Origin of the sequence: Crenobacter intestini (genome assembly GCF_004919095.1) — a bacterium.
Classification (GTDB): domain Bacteria; phylum Pseudomonadota; class Gammaproteobacteria; order Burkholderiales; family Chromobacteriaceae; genus Craterilacuibacter; species Craterilacuibacter intestini.
On sequence record NZ_STGJ01000003.1, the window covers coordinates 144,289 to 159,584 of the forward strand.

Below are 15,296 nucleotides of genomic sequence, written 5' to 3' on the forward strand. Positions count from 1 at the left end.
CGTGGGCGTTGTCAGGCCGCACCGAAGAACACCGCCAGCCAGACGGTGTCGCTGCCGTTGGCGGTACGCTCGACGCGGTGGCGGCAGCCGGCGGGCAGCCACGCCCAGGCGCCGGGGGTGAGCGTGAGCCGCTTGCCGTCATCGAACCCAAGCTCGGCCTCGCCGCTGACCAGCAGCACGAACTCGTCCTCGTCTTGCTCATACCAGAACCCCGGCGGGGAGGCCTGTCCGTGCGAGACGATGCGCTCGACGCGCCCGCCACCCGAGCGCACGAGCGTCTCGAAACGCTCGGCGTCGAGCGCCGCGGGCAGCGCCGAGAGCAGGTGGCCGTTCATCGTGCGGGTAGGGGCTCGGTGGCGGCGAGCAGCCACGCGAGCGCGTCGCCTGCCAGCTGGGGCGACAGCCGCTCGCGCACGCGCGCGTGGTAGGCGTCCAGCCACGCAGTCTCGTCGGCGCTTAGCAGGGCAAGGTCGAGGCAGCGGGTGTCGATCGGGCACAATGTCATCGTCTCGAAGGCGAGGAAGTCGCCGAAGCCCGCGTTGCCGGCGGCCACGTTGAGCACCAGGTTCTCGATGCGCACGCCCCACTGCCCCGGGCGGTAGATGCCCGGCTCGATCGAGGTGAGCATGCCTTCGAGCATCGCCTTGTCAGGGGTGATTGCCGCGCGCGAGATGCTCTGCGGCCCCTCGTGCACGTTGAGGAAGTAGCCGACGCCGTGGCCCACGCCGTGGCCGAAGTCGACACCGTCGCGCCACATGGGCGCGCGCGCCAGCGCGTCGAGCGCAGGCGAGGGCGTGCCTGCCGGGAAGTGCGCGCTGGAGAGCGCGATCACGCCCTGCAAGACGCGGGTGCAGTCGCGCTTTTGTCCGGCCGAGGGCGTGCCGATGGCGACGACGCGGGTGATGTCGGTGGTGCCGCCCAGATACTGGCCGCCGGAGTCGATCAACAGCAGGCCGTCGCCTTTGACCTCGCTGTGCGCGGCTTCGGTCGCACGGTAGTGCGGCAGCGCGCCGTTGGCGTTGAAGCCTGCGATGGTCGCGAAACTCAGCCCGACAAAGCCCGCTTGGCGCGCGCGCGCCGCGGTCAGCCGCTCGTCCACGGTCAGCTCGGTGACGCGCTCGCCGCGCTTAAGCGCCTCTTCCAGCCATGCGAAGAATTCGCACAGCGCGGCGCCGTCCGCTTCCATGGTGCGGCGGATCTGCGCGGCCTCGGCCGGCAGCTTGCGCGACTTCATAAGCGTCCCCGGGTTGATCGTCTCGACCTTGCGCACGGCCGGCGCAGGCGCGGCCGCGAAGCCGTGCGTCACGCGTGCGGGGTCGAGCAGCAACGTGCCGCCGGACAGCGATGCGAGCGCGGCCTTGGCGGTGTCGTAAGGCGCGAGGGTGACGCCGTCGGCGGCGAGCACGGCCGCAAGGGCCGGGTCTATGCGCGACGCGTCGACAAACAGCGTCGCGCTGTCCTCTGACAGCAACAGGTGGGCGAGGAAGACCGGGTTGTACTCGACGTCGCTGCCCCTGAGGTTGGTCAGCCACGCGATGTCGTCGAGCGTGGAGAGCCAGTGCCAGCTGGCGCCGGCGTCCCGCATCGCCGCGCGTACGCGCGCGAGCTTGCTGGCGCGCGTCTCGCCCGCCCACGGTGCCATGTGTTCGTAGACGCGCGAGGCGGGCAGCGCCGGGCGGTCTGCCCAGACTTGCCCCGGCAGGTCGACGCCGTAGTCGATGTGTGCGCCGCCGGTGCCCAGCAACGCTTCCAGCGCGCGCGCGGCGCTGCTGGACAGCACGTCGCCGTCGATTGCCAGACGCTCGCCGGGTTTGAGCGTGTTGGCGAGCCATTGCAGGTATTCCTGGCTGGCGGCGGTCTGCACCTTCATCAGGGTGACGCCGCTGCCCGTAAGCTCGTGCTCGGCCTGCTCCCAATAACGGCTGTCCGCCCACAAGCCGGCGAAATCGGCGGTGACGACCAGCGTGCCGGCGGAGCCGGTAAAGCCGGACAGCCAGACGCGCGCCTGCCAGTGCGGGCACAGGTATTCGGACAGGTGCGGGTCGGCGGTCGGGATCAGGCAGGCGGCGTAGCCTTGTGTCTGCATGGCCTCGCGCAGGGCAAGGAGGGCGGAATTCATCGTGGCCGTTTCCGGTAGTTTGCAAACGACCATTGTCGGCCGGCATCGGCAGGGCGGCAAGCATGGCTGCACCCGGAACTGCCATCAAATCTGGATGTCCTACCGGCGGTTTTCACCCATTTGAAGTGAGACAAACGATGTTCAAGAAGTTATTGGCTGCCGCCGGCGTCGGCGGTGCGACGGTCGACATCCGGCTTGCCAACCCGCGGCTCGCGCCGGGCGAGGTGCTCAGCGGCGAGGTGGTGGTGCAGGGCGGTAGCGTCGCGCAGCGCATCGAGGCGATCGAGCTCTTGCTGATGGCCGAAGTCGAGGTCGAGTCGGGGGACCACGAGCATCGCGAAGCGCGCGCTGGGTCGCCTGCGGGTGTCGGACGGGCTGCAGATCGAGGCGGGCGAGACACGCGCGCTGCCGTTCGCGCTGACGCTGCCGCGCGAGACGCCGGTCAACCTGCTGAACCACCATGGCCGTCCGTTGGCGGTATGGATCCATACCGACCTCGCGATCGCGCAGGCGCGCGACAACGACGACCGCGACTGGCTGGAAGTGGCGCCGACCCCGCAGATGCAGGCCCTGTTCGCCGCGTTCGAGACGCTGGGCTGGGGGCTCTACAGCACCGACGTCGAGGCCGGCACCGCGCGTGCCGGTCAGGTCGCGACCACGCTTGGCTGCTATCAGGAGTTCGAGCTGCGCCCGTACCGCTCGCAGTGGCAGCTGCAGGAGATCGAGTTGACCTTCATCCCGGACGGCGACGCCTGCCAGGTGCTGGTCGAAATCGACGCCCGCTTCGGGCGCGACGGCTACACGGTGCTGACGATGGGGCGCGATTACGCCACGGTCGACTGGGCGCGCCGCCTCTGCGAACGCATCCCCGCTTTGGGTTGAGCCAGTAAAAAAAGCCGGGCGTTGCCCGGCTTCTTGTCGGCCTTGCTAGCTTCAGTTGCCGAGAATCTTGAGCACGGCCTTGGCGTCGGACGCCTGCTGCTTGAGCGTGTCGACCTGCTCCTTGAGCTCGGGGTTGACGATGGCGGCGGCCTCGCCGAGCTTCTTGGCGACGCCGAAGGCGGCGGACGCCTGCGACTTGAGCTCGGCTACCGGCGCGCTGCCGTCCTTGACCTGTGCCTTCAATTCGCCAATGGCGGCGGACGCCTGCGCCTTCAGGTCGCTCAGGGAAGCGCTCGAGTCGCTGTTGGCGACACCGATGGCGGCGGAGGCGGCCTGCTGCAGTTTGGCGGTGTCCTCGCCGCTGCACGCGGCCAGCAGCACGGTCAGGGTCATCGCGACGGGGATCATGGGTTTCATGCGTGGAGGCTCTCTTGCTGTGGAATCCAGAGTCTGAGCATGGCAGATTCGACAAGTTCCCGCCTTGTCGGGCCAAGAAAAACGCCGCGCATCGGCGCGGCGTTGTCGGGTAGCAGGCTCAGGCTCAGGCCGCTTCGATCGCCAGCGCGACGCCCATGCCGCCGCCGATGCACAGCGTGGCGAGGCCCTTCTTGGCTTCGCGGCGCTTCATCTCGTGCAAGAGGGTGACCAGCACGCGGGCGCCGGACGCGCCGACCGGGTGGCCGATCGCGATCGCGCCACCGTTGACGTTGACCTTGCTGAGGTCCCACTCGAGCTCGCGGGCGACGCCCAGCGCCTGCGCGGCGAACGCTTCGTTGGCCTCGATCAGGTCGAGGTCCTGCAGGCGCCAGCCGGCCTGCGCCAATGCCTTGCGGGTCGAGTCGACCGGGCCCATGCCCATGATCTCGGGCGCGCAGCCGGTCAGCGCGTAGCCGCGCACCACGGCCAGCGGGGTCAGCCCCAGCTCGGCGGCCTTCTTCGCCGACATCATCATTACCGCGGCGGCGCCGTCGTTGATGCCGGAGGCGTTGCCGGCGGTGACCGTGCCGTCCTTCTTGAAGGCCGGGCGCATCTTCGCTAGCGCGTCGTAGGTGGCGCCCTGGCGGATAAACTCGTCCTGGTCGAAGGCGAGCGCGTCGCCTTTCTTCTGCGGCACCATCACCGGCACGATCTCGTCGGCGAAGCGGCCGGCGGCTTGGGCGGCTTCGGCGCGGTTCTGCGAGGTGACGGCGAAGCGGTCCTGCTCTTCACGGGTGATGCCGTATTTCTCTGCGATGTTCTCGGCGGTGATGCCCATGTGGTAGCCGTTGTAGGCGTCGGTCAGCGCGTCGAGGATCATGTGGTCGACCAGCTGCGCCGAGCCCATGCGGAAGCCGTCGCGCGAGCCGGGCAACAGGTGCGGCGACATCGACATGCTTTCCTGGCCGCCGGCGATCACGATCTCGGCGTTGCCCAGCGCGATCGCCTGCGCGGCGAGATGGGTCGCGCGCAGGCCGGAGCCGCACAGCACGTTCAGCGACGAGGCCGGGGTGGTGACCGGCAGGCCGGCCTTGATCAGCGCCTGGCGCGCCGGGTTCTGTCCGGTGCCGGCGGTCAGGATCTGGCCGAGGATGACTTCGCTGACGGCTTCGGCGCTAACGCCGGTTTCGGCGAGCAGCGCCTTGATCACGGTCGCGCCAAGCTCGGGCGAGGCGATCTTGGCGAGGCTGCCGCCGAAGCTGCCGACGGCGGTACGTTTTGCTGCGACGATGACGACTTCTTGCATGGGTTTCTCCTGACTCTTTTTGTACGGGTGCGGCTGGGTTTTGACTGCAACGCGGATGTTGCCATGCAACAAACGCGTTGAACAGCCATTTTCGAGCGTTTGCTCGGTGTGTTATGTGTTGCCGACCAGCGCGGCCAGCGGCAGCATCGCCTTGGCCCGCACGTATTCGCCCGGCGCGTCGCACAGCGGGGCGTGCGCCTTGTTGCCGAAGCTCTTCGGCGCGGTGACGTCCTTGCCCGAACGCGGCGCGAGCCACGCGTCCAAGTCCTTCCACCAGCTGCCCGGCAGGCTCTGTGCGCTCTCGAACCACGCGTCGGCGGTGGCCGGCTGCGCGTCGTTGACCCAGTAGTTGCGCTTGTCCTTGGTGACCGGGTTGATCGCGCCGGCGATATGGCCGGATGCGCCGAGCACGAAGCGTTTCTCCGGCGCGCCCGTCAGGAAGGGCAGGCCCATGTAGGCGGACTTCCACGGCACGATATGGTCTTCGCGCGCGGCGAAGATGTAGACCGGGATGTCGATGCTGGCAACGTCGACCGGCTCGCCGCACAGGGTGAGGCTGCCCGGCCGGGTCAGCGCGTTGTTCAGGTAGAACTCGCGCAGGAAGGTGGTGTGCATCGGCAGCGGCAAATCGACCGAGTCGTTGTTCCAGTACAGAAGGTCGAACGGTGGCGGCGTCTTGCCCAGCATGTAGTTGTTGACGACGTAGTTCCAGATCAGGTCGTTGGCGCGCAAGGACGCGAAGGTGCGGCCGATTTCCTTGCCGCTGACGATGCCGCCCTGGTCGGCCTTGGCCTCGCGCTCGGCGACCAGCTTCTCGTCGATGAACATGCGGATCTCGCCCGGCTCGCTGTGGTCGATCAGGCTGGTCATGAAGATCGCGTTGTCGACCTTGTGGATGCCCTTGGCCTTCATCACCGCGAGCGCGGTGGTCAGGATCACGCCGCCGATGCAAAAGCCCAGCGCGTTGACGGTGTCCTGGCGGGTGATGTCGCGCACGGTGTCGATGGCGGCGAACACGCCGTCCTCGACGTAGTTGTCCCACTTGAAGTGCTTCATGTCCGGGGTGGCCGAGCGCCACGACACCAGGAACACGCGGTAGCCCTGCGCGACGAAGTGGCGGACCATCGAGTTTTCGGGCTGCAGGTCCATCAGGTAGAACTTGTTCACGCAAGGCGGCACGATCAAGAGCGGCTTCTCGTGCACCTTGTCGGTGGTCGGCGTGTACTGGATCAGCTCGATCAGCGCGTTGCGGAACACCACCTTGCCCGGCGTGGTCGCGATATTTTCGCCCAGTTCGAACTTGCTCTCGTCGGACATCGAGATATGGCCCTTCTCGATATCGGCGAGCATGTTCTTCATGCCCTCGACCAGGCTCTCGCCGCGCGTCTCGATCGCCTGCTTGATCACCTCGGGGTTGGTCAGCATGAAGTTGGTCGGCGCCATCGCGTCGATGTACTGGCGGGTGACGAAGGCGAGCTTTTCCTTCTCGTCGTCCGGCACCTGCGCCTTGTCGACCAGCTCGTTCATCCACTTGGCGGTCAGCAGGTAGCTTTGCTTGATGAAGCTGTAGAACGGGTGGTCGTTCCACTCGGACGCGGCAAAACGCCTGTCGGCAGCCGGCGCGGGCGCCGCACCGGCGTTGCCCTGGCCGAGGAACTGCATCCACAGGCCCATCTGCTGCTGGTAGAGCTGCGTCTGCAGGTCGATCAGCTGGGTGGCGCCGCTGATCATCTGCTGCCAGCCCTGTTCGAGGGGGTTTTCCCCTTCGCTGCAGGTCCTGGCCGAGATCGTGTTGACGAACTGCTGCATCCACTTCTGGTTCGCTTCGGTCAGGTTGGCGAAGAAACGGTCGAGCGATACGGGGGCTTCCTGGGTCACGCTTGTCCTCCTTGGTGTCGTAATGCCTGAATTCGTTGTTTGCTGCCGGCGTCCCGGGTTGGCCGGTGCACGCCGAGTGACCAATTCCAGAGTATCAATATTTCGATGACAGGTTTACTTCGATGACGTTTTCATTGATGCGGCGCAAGCTGGGTGTTGCGGCGACGCACAAGCGGCGCGCCTCCCGCGCGTGCGCCGTGGGATAATCAGCAGATTGACCGGGGGAACGGAACATGAACGAACTTGACCTGGCCGGCCGCGCGGTGCGCCCGGCAAACATCTTCTGCATCGGGCGCAACTACGCGGCGCACGCGGCCGAACTTGGCAACCCTGTGGAAGAGGAGCCGCTGGTGTTCCTCAAGCCGACTTCGGCGCTGTTGCCCGAGGGGCAGGCCATCGTGCTGCCGGCCTTCTCGTCCGACGTGCATTACGAGGCGGAACTGGTGCTCCTGATCGGCGAGGGCGGCAACGATATCGCCGAGGAAGACGCGCTTGCCCATGTCGCCGGCTACGGACTGGGGCTGGACCTCACTTGCCGCGACGTGCAGAACGCCGCCAAGGCGCGCGGCCTGCCGTGGGCCAAGGGCAAGGGCTTTCGCGGCGCAGCCTGCGTGTCGTCCTTCGTGCCGGCCAGCAAGGTCGCCGCCCCGGGGATGCTCACCTTCACGCTCGACATCAACGGCGAGCGCCGGCAGACGGGCGACACCTCGCACATGCTGTTCCCGCCGGCGCGCCTGATTGCCTATCTGTCGCGCGTGTTCGGCCTGAGCGCGGGCGACCTTGTCTACACCGGCACGCCGGCGGGCGTTGCCGCGCTCAAGCCGGGCGACGCACTGCTGCTTGCGTTAGCGGGGGTGGTGCAGGCGAGCTGGCAGGTCGCCCGATGAGCGCGGCGGACGAGGACAAGGTACGTCTGGACAAGTGGCTGTGGGCGGCGCGCTTTTACAAGACGCGCGCGCTCGCCAACGAGGCGATCGAACTGGGCCGAGTCGAGATCGGCGGCGTGCGCGTCAAGCCTTCGCGCACGGTCAGGGTCGGCGACGTGATCACGCTGCGCTCGGGCGCGCTTCACTGGCAGCTGACGGTGCTCGCGCTGGCGGTGCAGCGGCGGCCGGCGGCCGAGGCGCGTCTCCTGTACCTTGAGGACGAGGCGGTGCGCGCCGAGCGCGAGGCGCGCCAGGCGCTGATCAAGGCCGAGCACGCCGGTCAGGCACATAGCGAAGGGCGGCCGACCAAGAAGGCCCGCCGCGCGCTCGAGCGCTGGCGCGAATCCTGATGGCCTGCCTGCGGGGAGGCTAACCGTGCCGCCCGCGCGTGCTGCGGGCGTCAGGCGGCGGAGCGGGGCGTCTCCTCGCCCTGCAGCGCCTCGATCAGCCGGCTGCGCGACTGGATGTGGTGGTCGAAACGCCAGTCGCGCATCAGTTCCAGCGCGGCCTCGAAGTAGCGCATGTCGATCTCGTACAGCGTCCGCACGTCGAAGGCGTCGCCGTACTCGAGCGCGCGTGCGAGCGCCTTGAGGACCTCGACCTGTTCGGCGTCTTCGCCAGACTCGATGAAGTGGCGGATGCGTTTGGCTGCGTTCATGCGCGGACTCCCTTGGTGGCCGCTGGGCCGACCTCATGGTTATGGACGACGCGCGGCGCGCTGTCAGCCGCCCTTATAATCCCGTCCCATGAATCCCTCTGTCTCCCTCGCGCCGTTCGCGGCGTTCTATTTCGCCTATTTCGCCTTCCTCGGCCTGTTTTCGCCGTTCTGGGGGCCGTACCTTGCGTCGCTGTCGTTTTCCGCGTGGCAGATCTCGGTGCTGATTTCCCTGTCCACCTTCGCGCGTATCGTCGCGCCCGGCCTGTGGGGGGCGCTGGCCGACCACCTGGGGTGGCGCCGGCCCATCATCGTCGCGACCTCGCTCGCCGCCGCCGGCCTTTTCGCGCTGGTGGGCGTGCGCAGCGACTTTGACTGGCTGTTCGGCTCGCTCGCGCTCGCGCTGTTCTTCTGGGCCGCGCCGCTGCCGCTGGTCGAGGCGGGCACCGCCGAGCTGACCCGCGGCTCGCCCGGGCGTTACAGCCGGGTGAGACTGTGGGGGTCGGTCGGCTTCATCGTGCTGTCGGTCGGCGCGGGCTTCCTGCTCGATACGCTGGGCATCGCCGCCTTGCCGTGGCTCGCCACCGCGACGCTGGTCGCGGTGGCCGGTGCCGCGTGCGCGCTGCCCGAGGTCGCGCCGCCCAAGCGTGCCGGGCCCAGGGCGCCGATCGGCCGGGTGCTCTCGCAGCGGCCGGTGCTTGCGCTGTTCGCCGTGGTGTTCCTGATGGCGTTCGCGCACGGCCCTTACTACGTGTTCTATTCGATCGCGCTGGAAGGGGCGGGTTACCCGCGCGACGCGGTCGGCCTGCTGTGGGCGGCCGGCGTCGGCGCCGAGGTGCTGATGTTCTGGCTGATGCCGCGCCTCACCGCGCGCTGGCCGGCGGCGAGGCTGATGCAGCTCTCGCTGGCGGCCGCGGTGCTGCGCTTCGCGCTGATCGCCTCGGCGCTGTCGTCGCCCGCGCTCGCGATCTTCGCGCAACTCATGCACGGGCTGACCTTCGGCGTGCATCACGCGGCGGCGGTCGCGCTGCTGCACGACGCCTTCGAGCCGCACCAGCGCGCCCGCGCGCAAGGGCTCTACATCGTCGCCGGCTTCGGCGTCGGCGGCAGCCTGGGCGGGCTCGCCAGCGGCGTGCTGTGGCCGGTAGGCGGCGCGCCGCTGGTGTTTGGCGTAAGCGCACTGGCGGCGCTGGCCGCCTGTGCGCTGGGCTGGCGTTCGCTGGCGCCTCGAGACCCTGATTGCGTAAATTAGACGGTGTGTCCATTTTTCGGACAGGCTGTCCAATCGGGTGCAAGCCTTGTCTGGCAAGGGTTTGCCCTAGGGTGTGACGATGCTTTTGCAGTGCGGAATATGGTGCTTGTAACAGGGTTGGACGCTATGACAGAATGGCTTATCCAGATTGCAAACCGATGACGACAAGACCATGAGCGCACAAACCCTGTACGACAAGTTGTGGGCCTCGCATGTGGTGCGCGAGGAGGCGGACGGCACCTGTCTGCTGTATATCGACCGCCACCTGGTGCACGAGGTGACCAGCCCGCAGGCCTTCGAAGGGCTGAAACTGGCGAACCGTCCGTTGTGGCGCAAGGACTCGGTGGTGTCGACCGCCGACCACAACACGCCGACCGACCACTGGGACCAGGGCATCCAGGACCCGATCTCGCGGCTGCAGGTCGAGACGCTGGACGCCAATATCGGCGAGTTCGGCGCGCGCGCGTACTTCCCGTTCAAGGACCCGGGCCAGGGCATCGTCCACGTGATGGGGCCGGAGCAGGGCGCGACGCTGCCGGGGATGACCGTGGTGTGCGGCGACAGCCACACCTCGACCCACGGCGCGTTCGGCGCGCTCGCGCACGGCATCGGTACCTCCGAGGTCGAGCATGTGATGGCGACGCAGTGCCTGGTCGCCAAGAAGTCGAAGAACATGCGGGTGGCCGTGACCGGCAAGCTGGGCGACGGCGTGACCGCCAAGGACGTCGCGCTGGCGGTGATCGGCGTGATCGGCACCGCCGGCGGCACCGGCTACGCGATCGAGTTTGCCGGCGAGGCGATCGCCGGCCTGTCGGTGGAAGGCCGGATGACGCTTTGCAATATGGCGATCGAGGCCGGCGCGCGTTCGGGCCTGGTCGCAGTCGACGACAAGACCATCGCCTACGTGAAGGACCGTCCGCTCTCGCCCAAGGGCGAGGCGTGGGACAAGGCCGTCGCCTACTGGCGCACGCTGGTGTCGGATGCGGGCGCGCAGTTCGACCACGAGGTGGTGCTCGACGGCGCGGCCATCGTCCCGCAACTGACCTGGGGCACTTCGCCCGAGATGGTCGTCGGCATCGACGGCAAGGTGCCGGACCCGGCCGAGGAGACTGATCCGGTCAAGCGCGCCGGCATGGCGCGTGCGCTCGAGTACATGGGCCTCACCGCCGGCACGCCGATGCAGGATATCGGCGTCGACGTGGTGTTCATCGGCTCGTGCACCAACTCGCGCATCGAGGACTTGCGCGAGGCGGCCAGCGTCGCCCGCGGCCGCCAGAAGGCCGCCACCGTCAAGCGCGTGCTGGTGGTGCCGGGCTCCGGCCTCGTCAAGCGCCAGGCCGAGGCCGAGGGGCTGGACAAGGTGTTCACCGAGGCCGGCTTCGAATGGCGCGAGCCGGGCTGCTCGATGTGCCTGGCGATGAACGCCGACAGGCTCGCGAGCGGCGAGCGCTGCGCGTCGACGTCGAACCGCAACTTCGAAGGCCGGCAGGGGCAGGGCGGGCGCACCCACCTGGTCAGCCCGGCGATGGCCGCCGCCGCCGCGGTAACCGGCCGCTTCGCCGACGTGAGGGCGCTCGCATGAAGCGTCTGGGCAGCCTTTTCTTCCTGTTCGCGTCGGTGCTGGCCACCGGCTGCAACACCGTGCAGGGCATGGGGCAGGACATCCAGAAGGGCGGGCAGGTGATCAGCAACACCGCCCGCGACGTCGCCAACAAGTTCTGACGGGATACGCCATGAAAGCATTCACCACCCTGGACGCCCTGGTGTGTCCGCTTGATCGCGCCAACGTCGACACCGACGCGATCATCCCCAAGCAGTTCCTCAAGTCGATCAAGCGTTCCGGCTTCGGCCCCAACCTGTTCGACGAATGGCGCTACCTCGACCACGGCGAGCCGGGCATGGACAACGCCGCGCGGCCGCAGAACCCGGACTTCGTGCTCAACTTCCCGCGCTACCGGGGCGCCGAGATCCTGCTCGCCCGCGAGAACTTCGGCTGCGGCTCGAGCCGCGAGCACGCGCCGTGGGCGCTGGACGACTACGGCTTCCGTGTGGTTATCGCGCCGTCGTTCGCCGACATCTTTTTCAGCAACAGCTACAAGAACGGCCTGTTGCCCATCGTGCTGCCGGCCGAGGTGGTCGACCGCCTGTTCGCCGAGTGCGAGGCGAACGAAGGCTACCGGCTGACGGTCGACTTGCCCGCGCAGCAGGTGGTGACGCCGGACGGCACCGCCTTCGGCTTCGAGATCACCGAACACCGCAAACGCTGCCTGCTGGGCGGCCTCGACGAGATCGGCCTCACCCTGCTGCACGCGGCGGACATCCGCGCGTTCGAAGAGAAGCGCCGCGCCGAGCAACCCTGGCTGTTCGCCTAAGACAGGTTTCAAGGAGAATCCATATGAAGAAAATCGCCATCCTGCCAGGCGACGGCATCGGCCCGGAAATCATCGCGCAGGCCGTGCGCGTGCTCGAAGTGCTCAAGCGCGACGGCCTGGCCATCGAGTGGTCGTTCGCGCCGCTGGGCGGCGCCGCGGTCGACGAGTTCGGCTCGCCTTACCCGTCGCTCACGCAGAACCTCGCCCGCGAAGCCGACGCCATCTTGCTGGGCGCGGTCGGCGGCCCGCAGTACGACACGCTGGACCGTCCGCTGCGCCCCGAGCGCGGCCTCTTGGCGATCCGCAAGGATCTGAACCTGTTCGCCAACCTGCGTCCGGCCATTCTCTACCCCGAGCTCGCCAACGCGTCGACCCTCAAGCCCGAGGTGGTCTCCGGTCTCGACATCCTGATCATCCGCGAGCTGACTGGCGACATTTACTTCGGCCAGCCGCGCGGCATCGCGGTGAACGAGCTGGGCGAGCGCGAGGCGTACAACACCATGCGCTACAGCGAGGGCGAGATCCGCCGCATCGCGCATGTCGCGTTCGCTGCCGCCATGAAGCGCGGCAAGAAGCTCTGTTCGGTGGACAAGGCCAACGTGCTGGAGACCACCGAGTTCTGGAAGGAGGTCATGATCGACGTCGCGCGCGAGTACCCGGAAGTGGAACTCACGCACATGTACGTCGACAACGCGGCGATGCAGCTGGTGCGCAGGCCCAAGCAGTTCGACGTGATGGTCACCGGCAACATCTTCGGCGACATCCTGTCGGACGAGGCGTCGATGCTGACCGGCTCGATCGGCATGCTGCCCTCGGCCTCGCTCGACGAGAAGGGCAAGGGCCTGTACGAGCCCTCGCACGGCTCGGCGCCGGACATCGCCGGCAAGAACCTCGCCAACCCCCTGGCGACCATCCTGTCCGCCGCGATGATGCTGCGTTACAGTCTGGGAGAAGAGACCGCGGCAGTACGCGTCGAGGACGCGGTGAAGAAGGTGCTCGCCCAGGGGCTGCGCACCGCCGACATCTTCGAGGCCGGTTGCGAGAAGGTCAGCTGCTCGGGCATGGGCGACGCGGTGGTCGCGGCGCTGTAAATGGCCGGGTGGCGTGCCTGGTGGGTTACGGCCTGCGGCCTAACCCACCCTACACGGTACGCGGCCAGGCTACTGGCACACACAAGAATTCATTGGGATCAAAGAGAGAAAGACGATGAGAGCAGGTTTTGTAGGCTGGCGCGGGATGGTGGGCTCGGTGCTGATGCAGCGCATGCGCGAGGAGAACGATTTCGCGGTGATCACCGAGCCGGTGTTCTTCACCACCAGCAATGTGGGCGGCAAGGGCCCGGATATCGGCCGCGACGTGCCGGCGCTGAAGGACGCGAAAGACATCGACGCACTGAAGGCGATGGACGTGATCGTCACCTGCCAGGGAGGCGACTACACGGGCGAGATCTACCCCAAGCTGCGCGCGGCCGGCTGGAAGGGCTACTGGATCGACGCGGCGTCCACGCTGCGCATGAGTGACGACGCGGTGATTATCCTCGACCCGGTCAACCGCACGGTGATCGACGACGCGCTCTCGCGCGGCGTGAAGGACTACGTCGGCGGCAACTGCACGGTGTCGCTGATGCTGATGGCGCTGGGCGGGCTGTTCCAGAACGACCATGTCGAGTGGGTCACCTCGATGACCTACCAGGCGGCTTCCGGTGCCGGCGCGCAGAACATGCGCGAGCTGCTCAACGGCATGGGCGCGGTCAACGCCGAGGTCAAGGATCTCTTGGCCAACCCGGCCTCGGCGATTCTCGATATCGACCGCAAGGTATCCGACTTCCTGCGCTCGGACGAATTCCCGAGCCAGAACTTCGGCGTGCCGCTGGCCGGCAGCCTGATCCCGTGGATCGACAAGGACCTCGGTAACGGCCAGTCGAAGGAAGAGTGGAAGGGCGGCGTCGAGACCAACAAGATCCTCGGCCGCAGCGCGAACCCGGTGCCGGTCGACGGCCTGTGCGTGCGCGTCGGTGCGATGCGCTGCCACAGCCAGGCGCTGACCATCAAGCTGAAGAACGACATTCCGCTGGATGAGATCGAAGCCATGCTCGCCGCGGCCAACCCGTGGGCGAAGGTGGTGCCGAATACCCGCGAGGCGTCGATGAAGGAACTGACCCCGGCGGCGGTCACCGGCACACTGGTGACGCCGGTCGGCCGCCTGCGCAAGATGGCGATGGGCGGCGACTACCTGTCGGCGTTCACCGTCGGTGACCAGCTGCTATGGGGCGCGGCCGAGCCGCTGCGCCGCATGTTGCGCATCCTGATCGAGCGCTGAACGGCTACAATGGCCGCCTGTGCTTGAACCCCCGAAAGGCGCTGCGGCGCCTTTCCTGCTTTTTCGGAGACAAAAATGGACACCAAGATTTCCCTCGCGCTGATCGGCGCCAAGACTCTGGTCGGCGAGGCCGTGCTCGAGATGCTGGCCGAACGCGGCCTGCCGCTGGCGAAGGTCTACGCGCTGGACGAGGAAAAGTACGAGGGCGAGACCGTGTCCTTCGGCAACCTCGAACTCGACGTCGCCTTCACCGACGACTTCGACTTCGAGAACGTGCAAATGGTGCTGTTGGCCGCCGGTGCCGACACCGCGCGCCGCTTCGTGCCGGACGCGCTCGCTGCCGGCTGCGCGGTGGTCGATTTTTCCAGCGCGTACCGCGCCGACCCGGCGGTGCCGTTTTACGCGCCGGGCGTGGCCGAGACGATGCCGTCCGACGGCGAGCGGCTGATCTCGGTGCCCAACTGCACGGTGACGCCGCTAGCTATGGCGCTCGCACCGTTCGGCCTGGGCTTGGGCCGGGTGACGGTCGCGACCTACCAGTCGGTGTCCGGTGCCGGCAGCGAGGCGATGCGCGAACTGGCCGAGCAGACCACCGCGCTCTTCTCGCAGCGCGACGCCGAAGTCGGCGTGTTCGCCAAGCGCATCGCCTTCAACGTGCTGCCGCAGATCGGCGACACCGACGAGGCCGGCGTGTCGGCCGAAGAGGCATCCATCGTGAGCGAACTGCGCCGCCTGCTTGGCCTGCCCGAACTCGTCGTCGAGCCGACCTGCGTGCGCGTGCCGGTGTTCTTCGGCCACGGCTGGGCGGTCGCGCTTGAGCTGGATCAGCCGGTCACGGCGGCGACTGTGGTAGAAACGCTCACGCGCGCCGGGCTGCGTGTGGTCGGCAAGGACGACGCGTACGGCCCGTACATCACGCCGATGGAAGCGACCGGCACCGACGCGGTCTGGGTGAGCCGCGTGCGGGTTGACGGCCGGCGCGTGCAGTTCTGGCTGGCCGCCGACAACGTCAAGGCGGGCGCCGCGCAGGCGATCGTGCGTGGCGCAGAAGCCATGCTGGCGGCCGGTTGCTGTGGCTAATTAGTGATATGTATTAATCTTTCGTGTAATTTATCGCGAACAAATATCGTGGCGGCGGCGTAAGGGGATACGCGGCCGCCACGATTCCAA

General features: G+C 67.7%; 15 protein-coding genes and 1 pseudogene. 10 read left to right on the forward strand and 6 right to left on the reverse strand.

Translation table 11 applies throughout. From position 1 onward, the window contains the following. Positions 1-11 precede the first annotated feature (11 nt). Together E5K04_RS04670 and E5K04_RS04675 are read right to left on the reverse strand one after the other, a co-directional pair. The gene (locus E5K04_RS04670; protein ID WP_136551731.1) at positions 12-335 is read right to left on the reverse strand and encodes a cupin domain-containing protein; all 324 of its coding nucleotides are present in this window, start codon (positions 333-335) and stop codon (positions 12-14) included. Then, positions 332-2,152: an aminopeptidase P family protein gene (locus tag E5K04_RS04675; protein WP_136551732.1), complete on the reverse strand. Its 1,821-nt coding sequence runs from the start codon at positions 2,150-2,152 to the stop codon at positions 332-334. Before E5K04_RS04675 ends, E5K04_RS04670 begins: the two co-directional genes overlap by 4 nt. Before the next feature lie 104 nt (positions 2,153-2,256). On the opposite strand from E5K04_RS04675, the pseudogene E5K04_RS04680 reads away from it, so the two are divergent. Further along, a pseudogene (locus E5K04_RS04680) lies at positions 2,257-3,001 on the forward strand (sporulation protein). A gap of 51 nt (positions 3,002-3,052) precedes the next feature. Here the strand turns inward: E5K04_RS04680 and E5K04_RS04685 are convergent. The 3 genes from E5K04_RS04685 to E5K04_RS04695 all read right to left on the reverse strand — a co-directional run bounded on the left by E5K04_RS04685 (position 3,053) and on the right by E5K04_RS04695 (position 6,602). Then, positions 3,053-3,418 (reverse strand): hypothetical protein, encoded by a 366-nt coding sequence (locus E5K04_RS04685; protein WP_136551733.1) that lies wholly within the window; start codon positions 3,416-3,418, stop codon positions 3,053-3,055. Positions 3,419-3,542: 124 nt separating this feature from the next. Then, positions 3,543-4,724: an acetyl-CoA C-acetyltransferase gene (locus E5K04_RS04690; RefSeq protein ID WP_136551734.1), complete on the reverse strand. Its 1,182-nt coding sequence runs from the start codon at positions 4,722-4,724 to the stop codon at positions 3,543-3,545. A gap of 111 nt (positions 4,725-4,835) precedes the next feature. After that, positions 4,836-6,602 carry a PHA/PHB synthase family protein gene (locus E5K04_RS04695; RefSeq protein WP_136551735.1) on the reverse strand — a complete coding sequence of 589 codons (1,767 nt, stop codon included), beginning with the start codon at positions 6,600-6,602 and terminating at the stop codon, positions 4,836-4,838. Between the two features lie 233 nt (positions 6,603-6,835). On the opposite strand from E5K04_RS04695, the gene E5K04_RS04700 reads away from it, so the two are divergent. Both E5K04_RS04700 and E5K04_RS04705 read left to right on the forward strand, forming a co-directional pair. Next, entirely contained in the window at positions 6,836-7,489 is a 654-nt protein-coding gene (locus E5K04_RS04700) for a fumarylacetoacetate hydrolase family protein (RefSeq protein ID WP_136551736.1), read from the forward strand. Next, positions 7,486-7,878 carry an RNA-binding S4 domain-containing protein gene (locus E5K04_RS04705; protein WP_136551737.1) on the forward strand — a complete coding sequence of 131 codons (393 nt, stop codon included), beginning with the start codon at positions 7,486-7,488 and terminating at the stop codon, positions 7,876-7,878. The genes E5K04_RS04700 and E5K04_RS04705 overlap by 4 nt, the downstream gene beginning before the upstream one ends. Positions 7,879-7,928: 50 nt before the next feature. Here E5K04_RS04705 and E5K04_RS04710 read toward each other — a convergent pair whose 3' ends face one another. After that, entirely contained in the window at positions 7,929-8,186 is a 258-nt protein-coding gene (locus E5K04_RS04710; protein ID WP_205700292.1) for a hypothetical protein, read from the reverse strand. An 88-nt stretch (positions 8,187-8,274) separates the two neighbouring features. Between E5K04_RS04710 and E5K04_RS04715 the strand changes: the two genes are divergently transcribed. The 7 genes from E5K04_RS04715 to E5K04_RS04745 all read left to right on the forward strand — a co-directional run bounded on the left by E5K04_RS04715 (position 8,275) and on the right by E5K04_RS04745 (position 15,206). Beyond that, positions 8,275-9,435, forward strand: coding sequence for an MFS transporter (locus tag E5K04_RS04715; protein ID WP_136551738.1), 1,161 nt, complete (start codon positions 8,275-8,277; stop codon positions 9,433-9,435). A gap of 172 nt (positions 9,436-9,607) precedes the next feature. Then, entirely contained in the window at positions 9,608-11,017 is a 1,410-nt protein-coding gene (gene leuC / locus E5K04_RS04720) for a 3-isopropylmalate dehydratase large subunit (protein ID WP_136551739.1), read from the forward strand. Further along, on the forward strand, positions 11,014-11,157 hold the full coding sequence (locus tag E5K04_RS04725) for an entericidin A/B family lipoprotein (protein WP_136551740.1): 144 nt from the start codon (positions 11,014-11,016) through the stop codon (positions 11,155-11,157). The genes leuC and E5K04_RS04725 overlap by 4 nt, the downstream gene beginning before the upstream one ends. Before the next feature lie 11 nt (positions 11,158-11,168). Next, a complete protein-coding gene (gene leuD, locus E5K04_RS04730) occupies positions 11,169-11,807 on the forward strand; it encodes a 3-isopropylmalate dehydratase small subunit (protein ID WP_136551741.1) in 639 nt (212 codons plus the stop codon). A 23-nt stretch (positions 11,808-11,830) separates the two neighbouring features. Then, entirely contained in the window at positions 11,831-12,898 is a 1,068-nt protein-coding gene (gene leuB / locus E5K04_RS04735; RefSeq protein ID WP_136551742.1) for a 3-isopropylmalate dehydrogenase, read from the forward strand. 115 nt (positions 12,899-13,013) lie between these two features. Continuing rightward, entirely contained in the window at positions 13,014-14,126 is a 1,113-nt protein-coding gene (gene asd / locus E5K04_RS04740; RefSeq protein WP_136551743.1) for an aspartate-semialdehyde dehydrogenase, read from the forward strand. Positions 14,127-14,201: 75 nt separating this feature from the next. After that, entirely contained in the window at positions 14,202-15,206 is a 1,005-nt protein-coding gene (locus tag E5K04_RS04745) for an aspartate-semialdehyde dehydrogenase (RefSeq protein ID WP_136551744.1), read from the forward strand. The last annotated feature ends 90 nt before the right edge of the window (positions 15,207-15,296 follow it).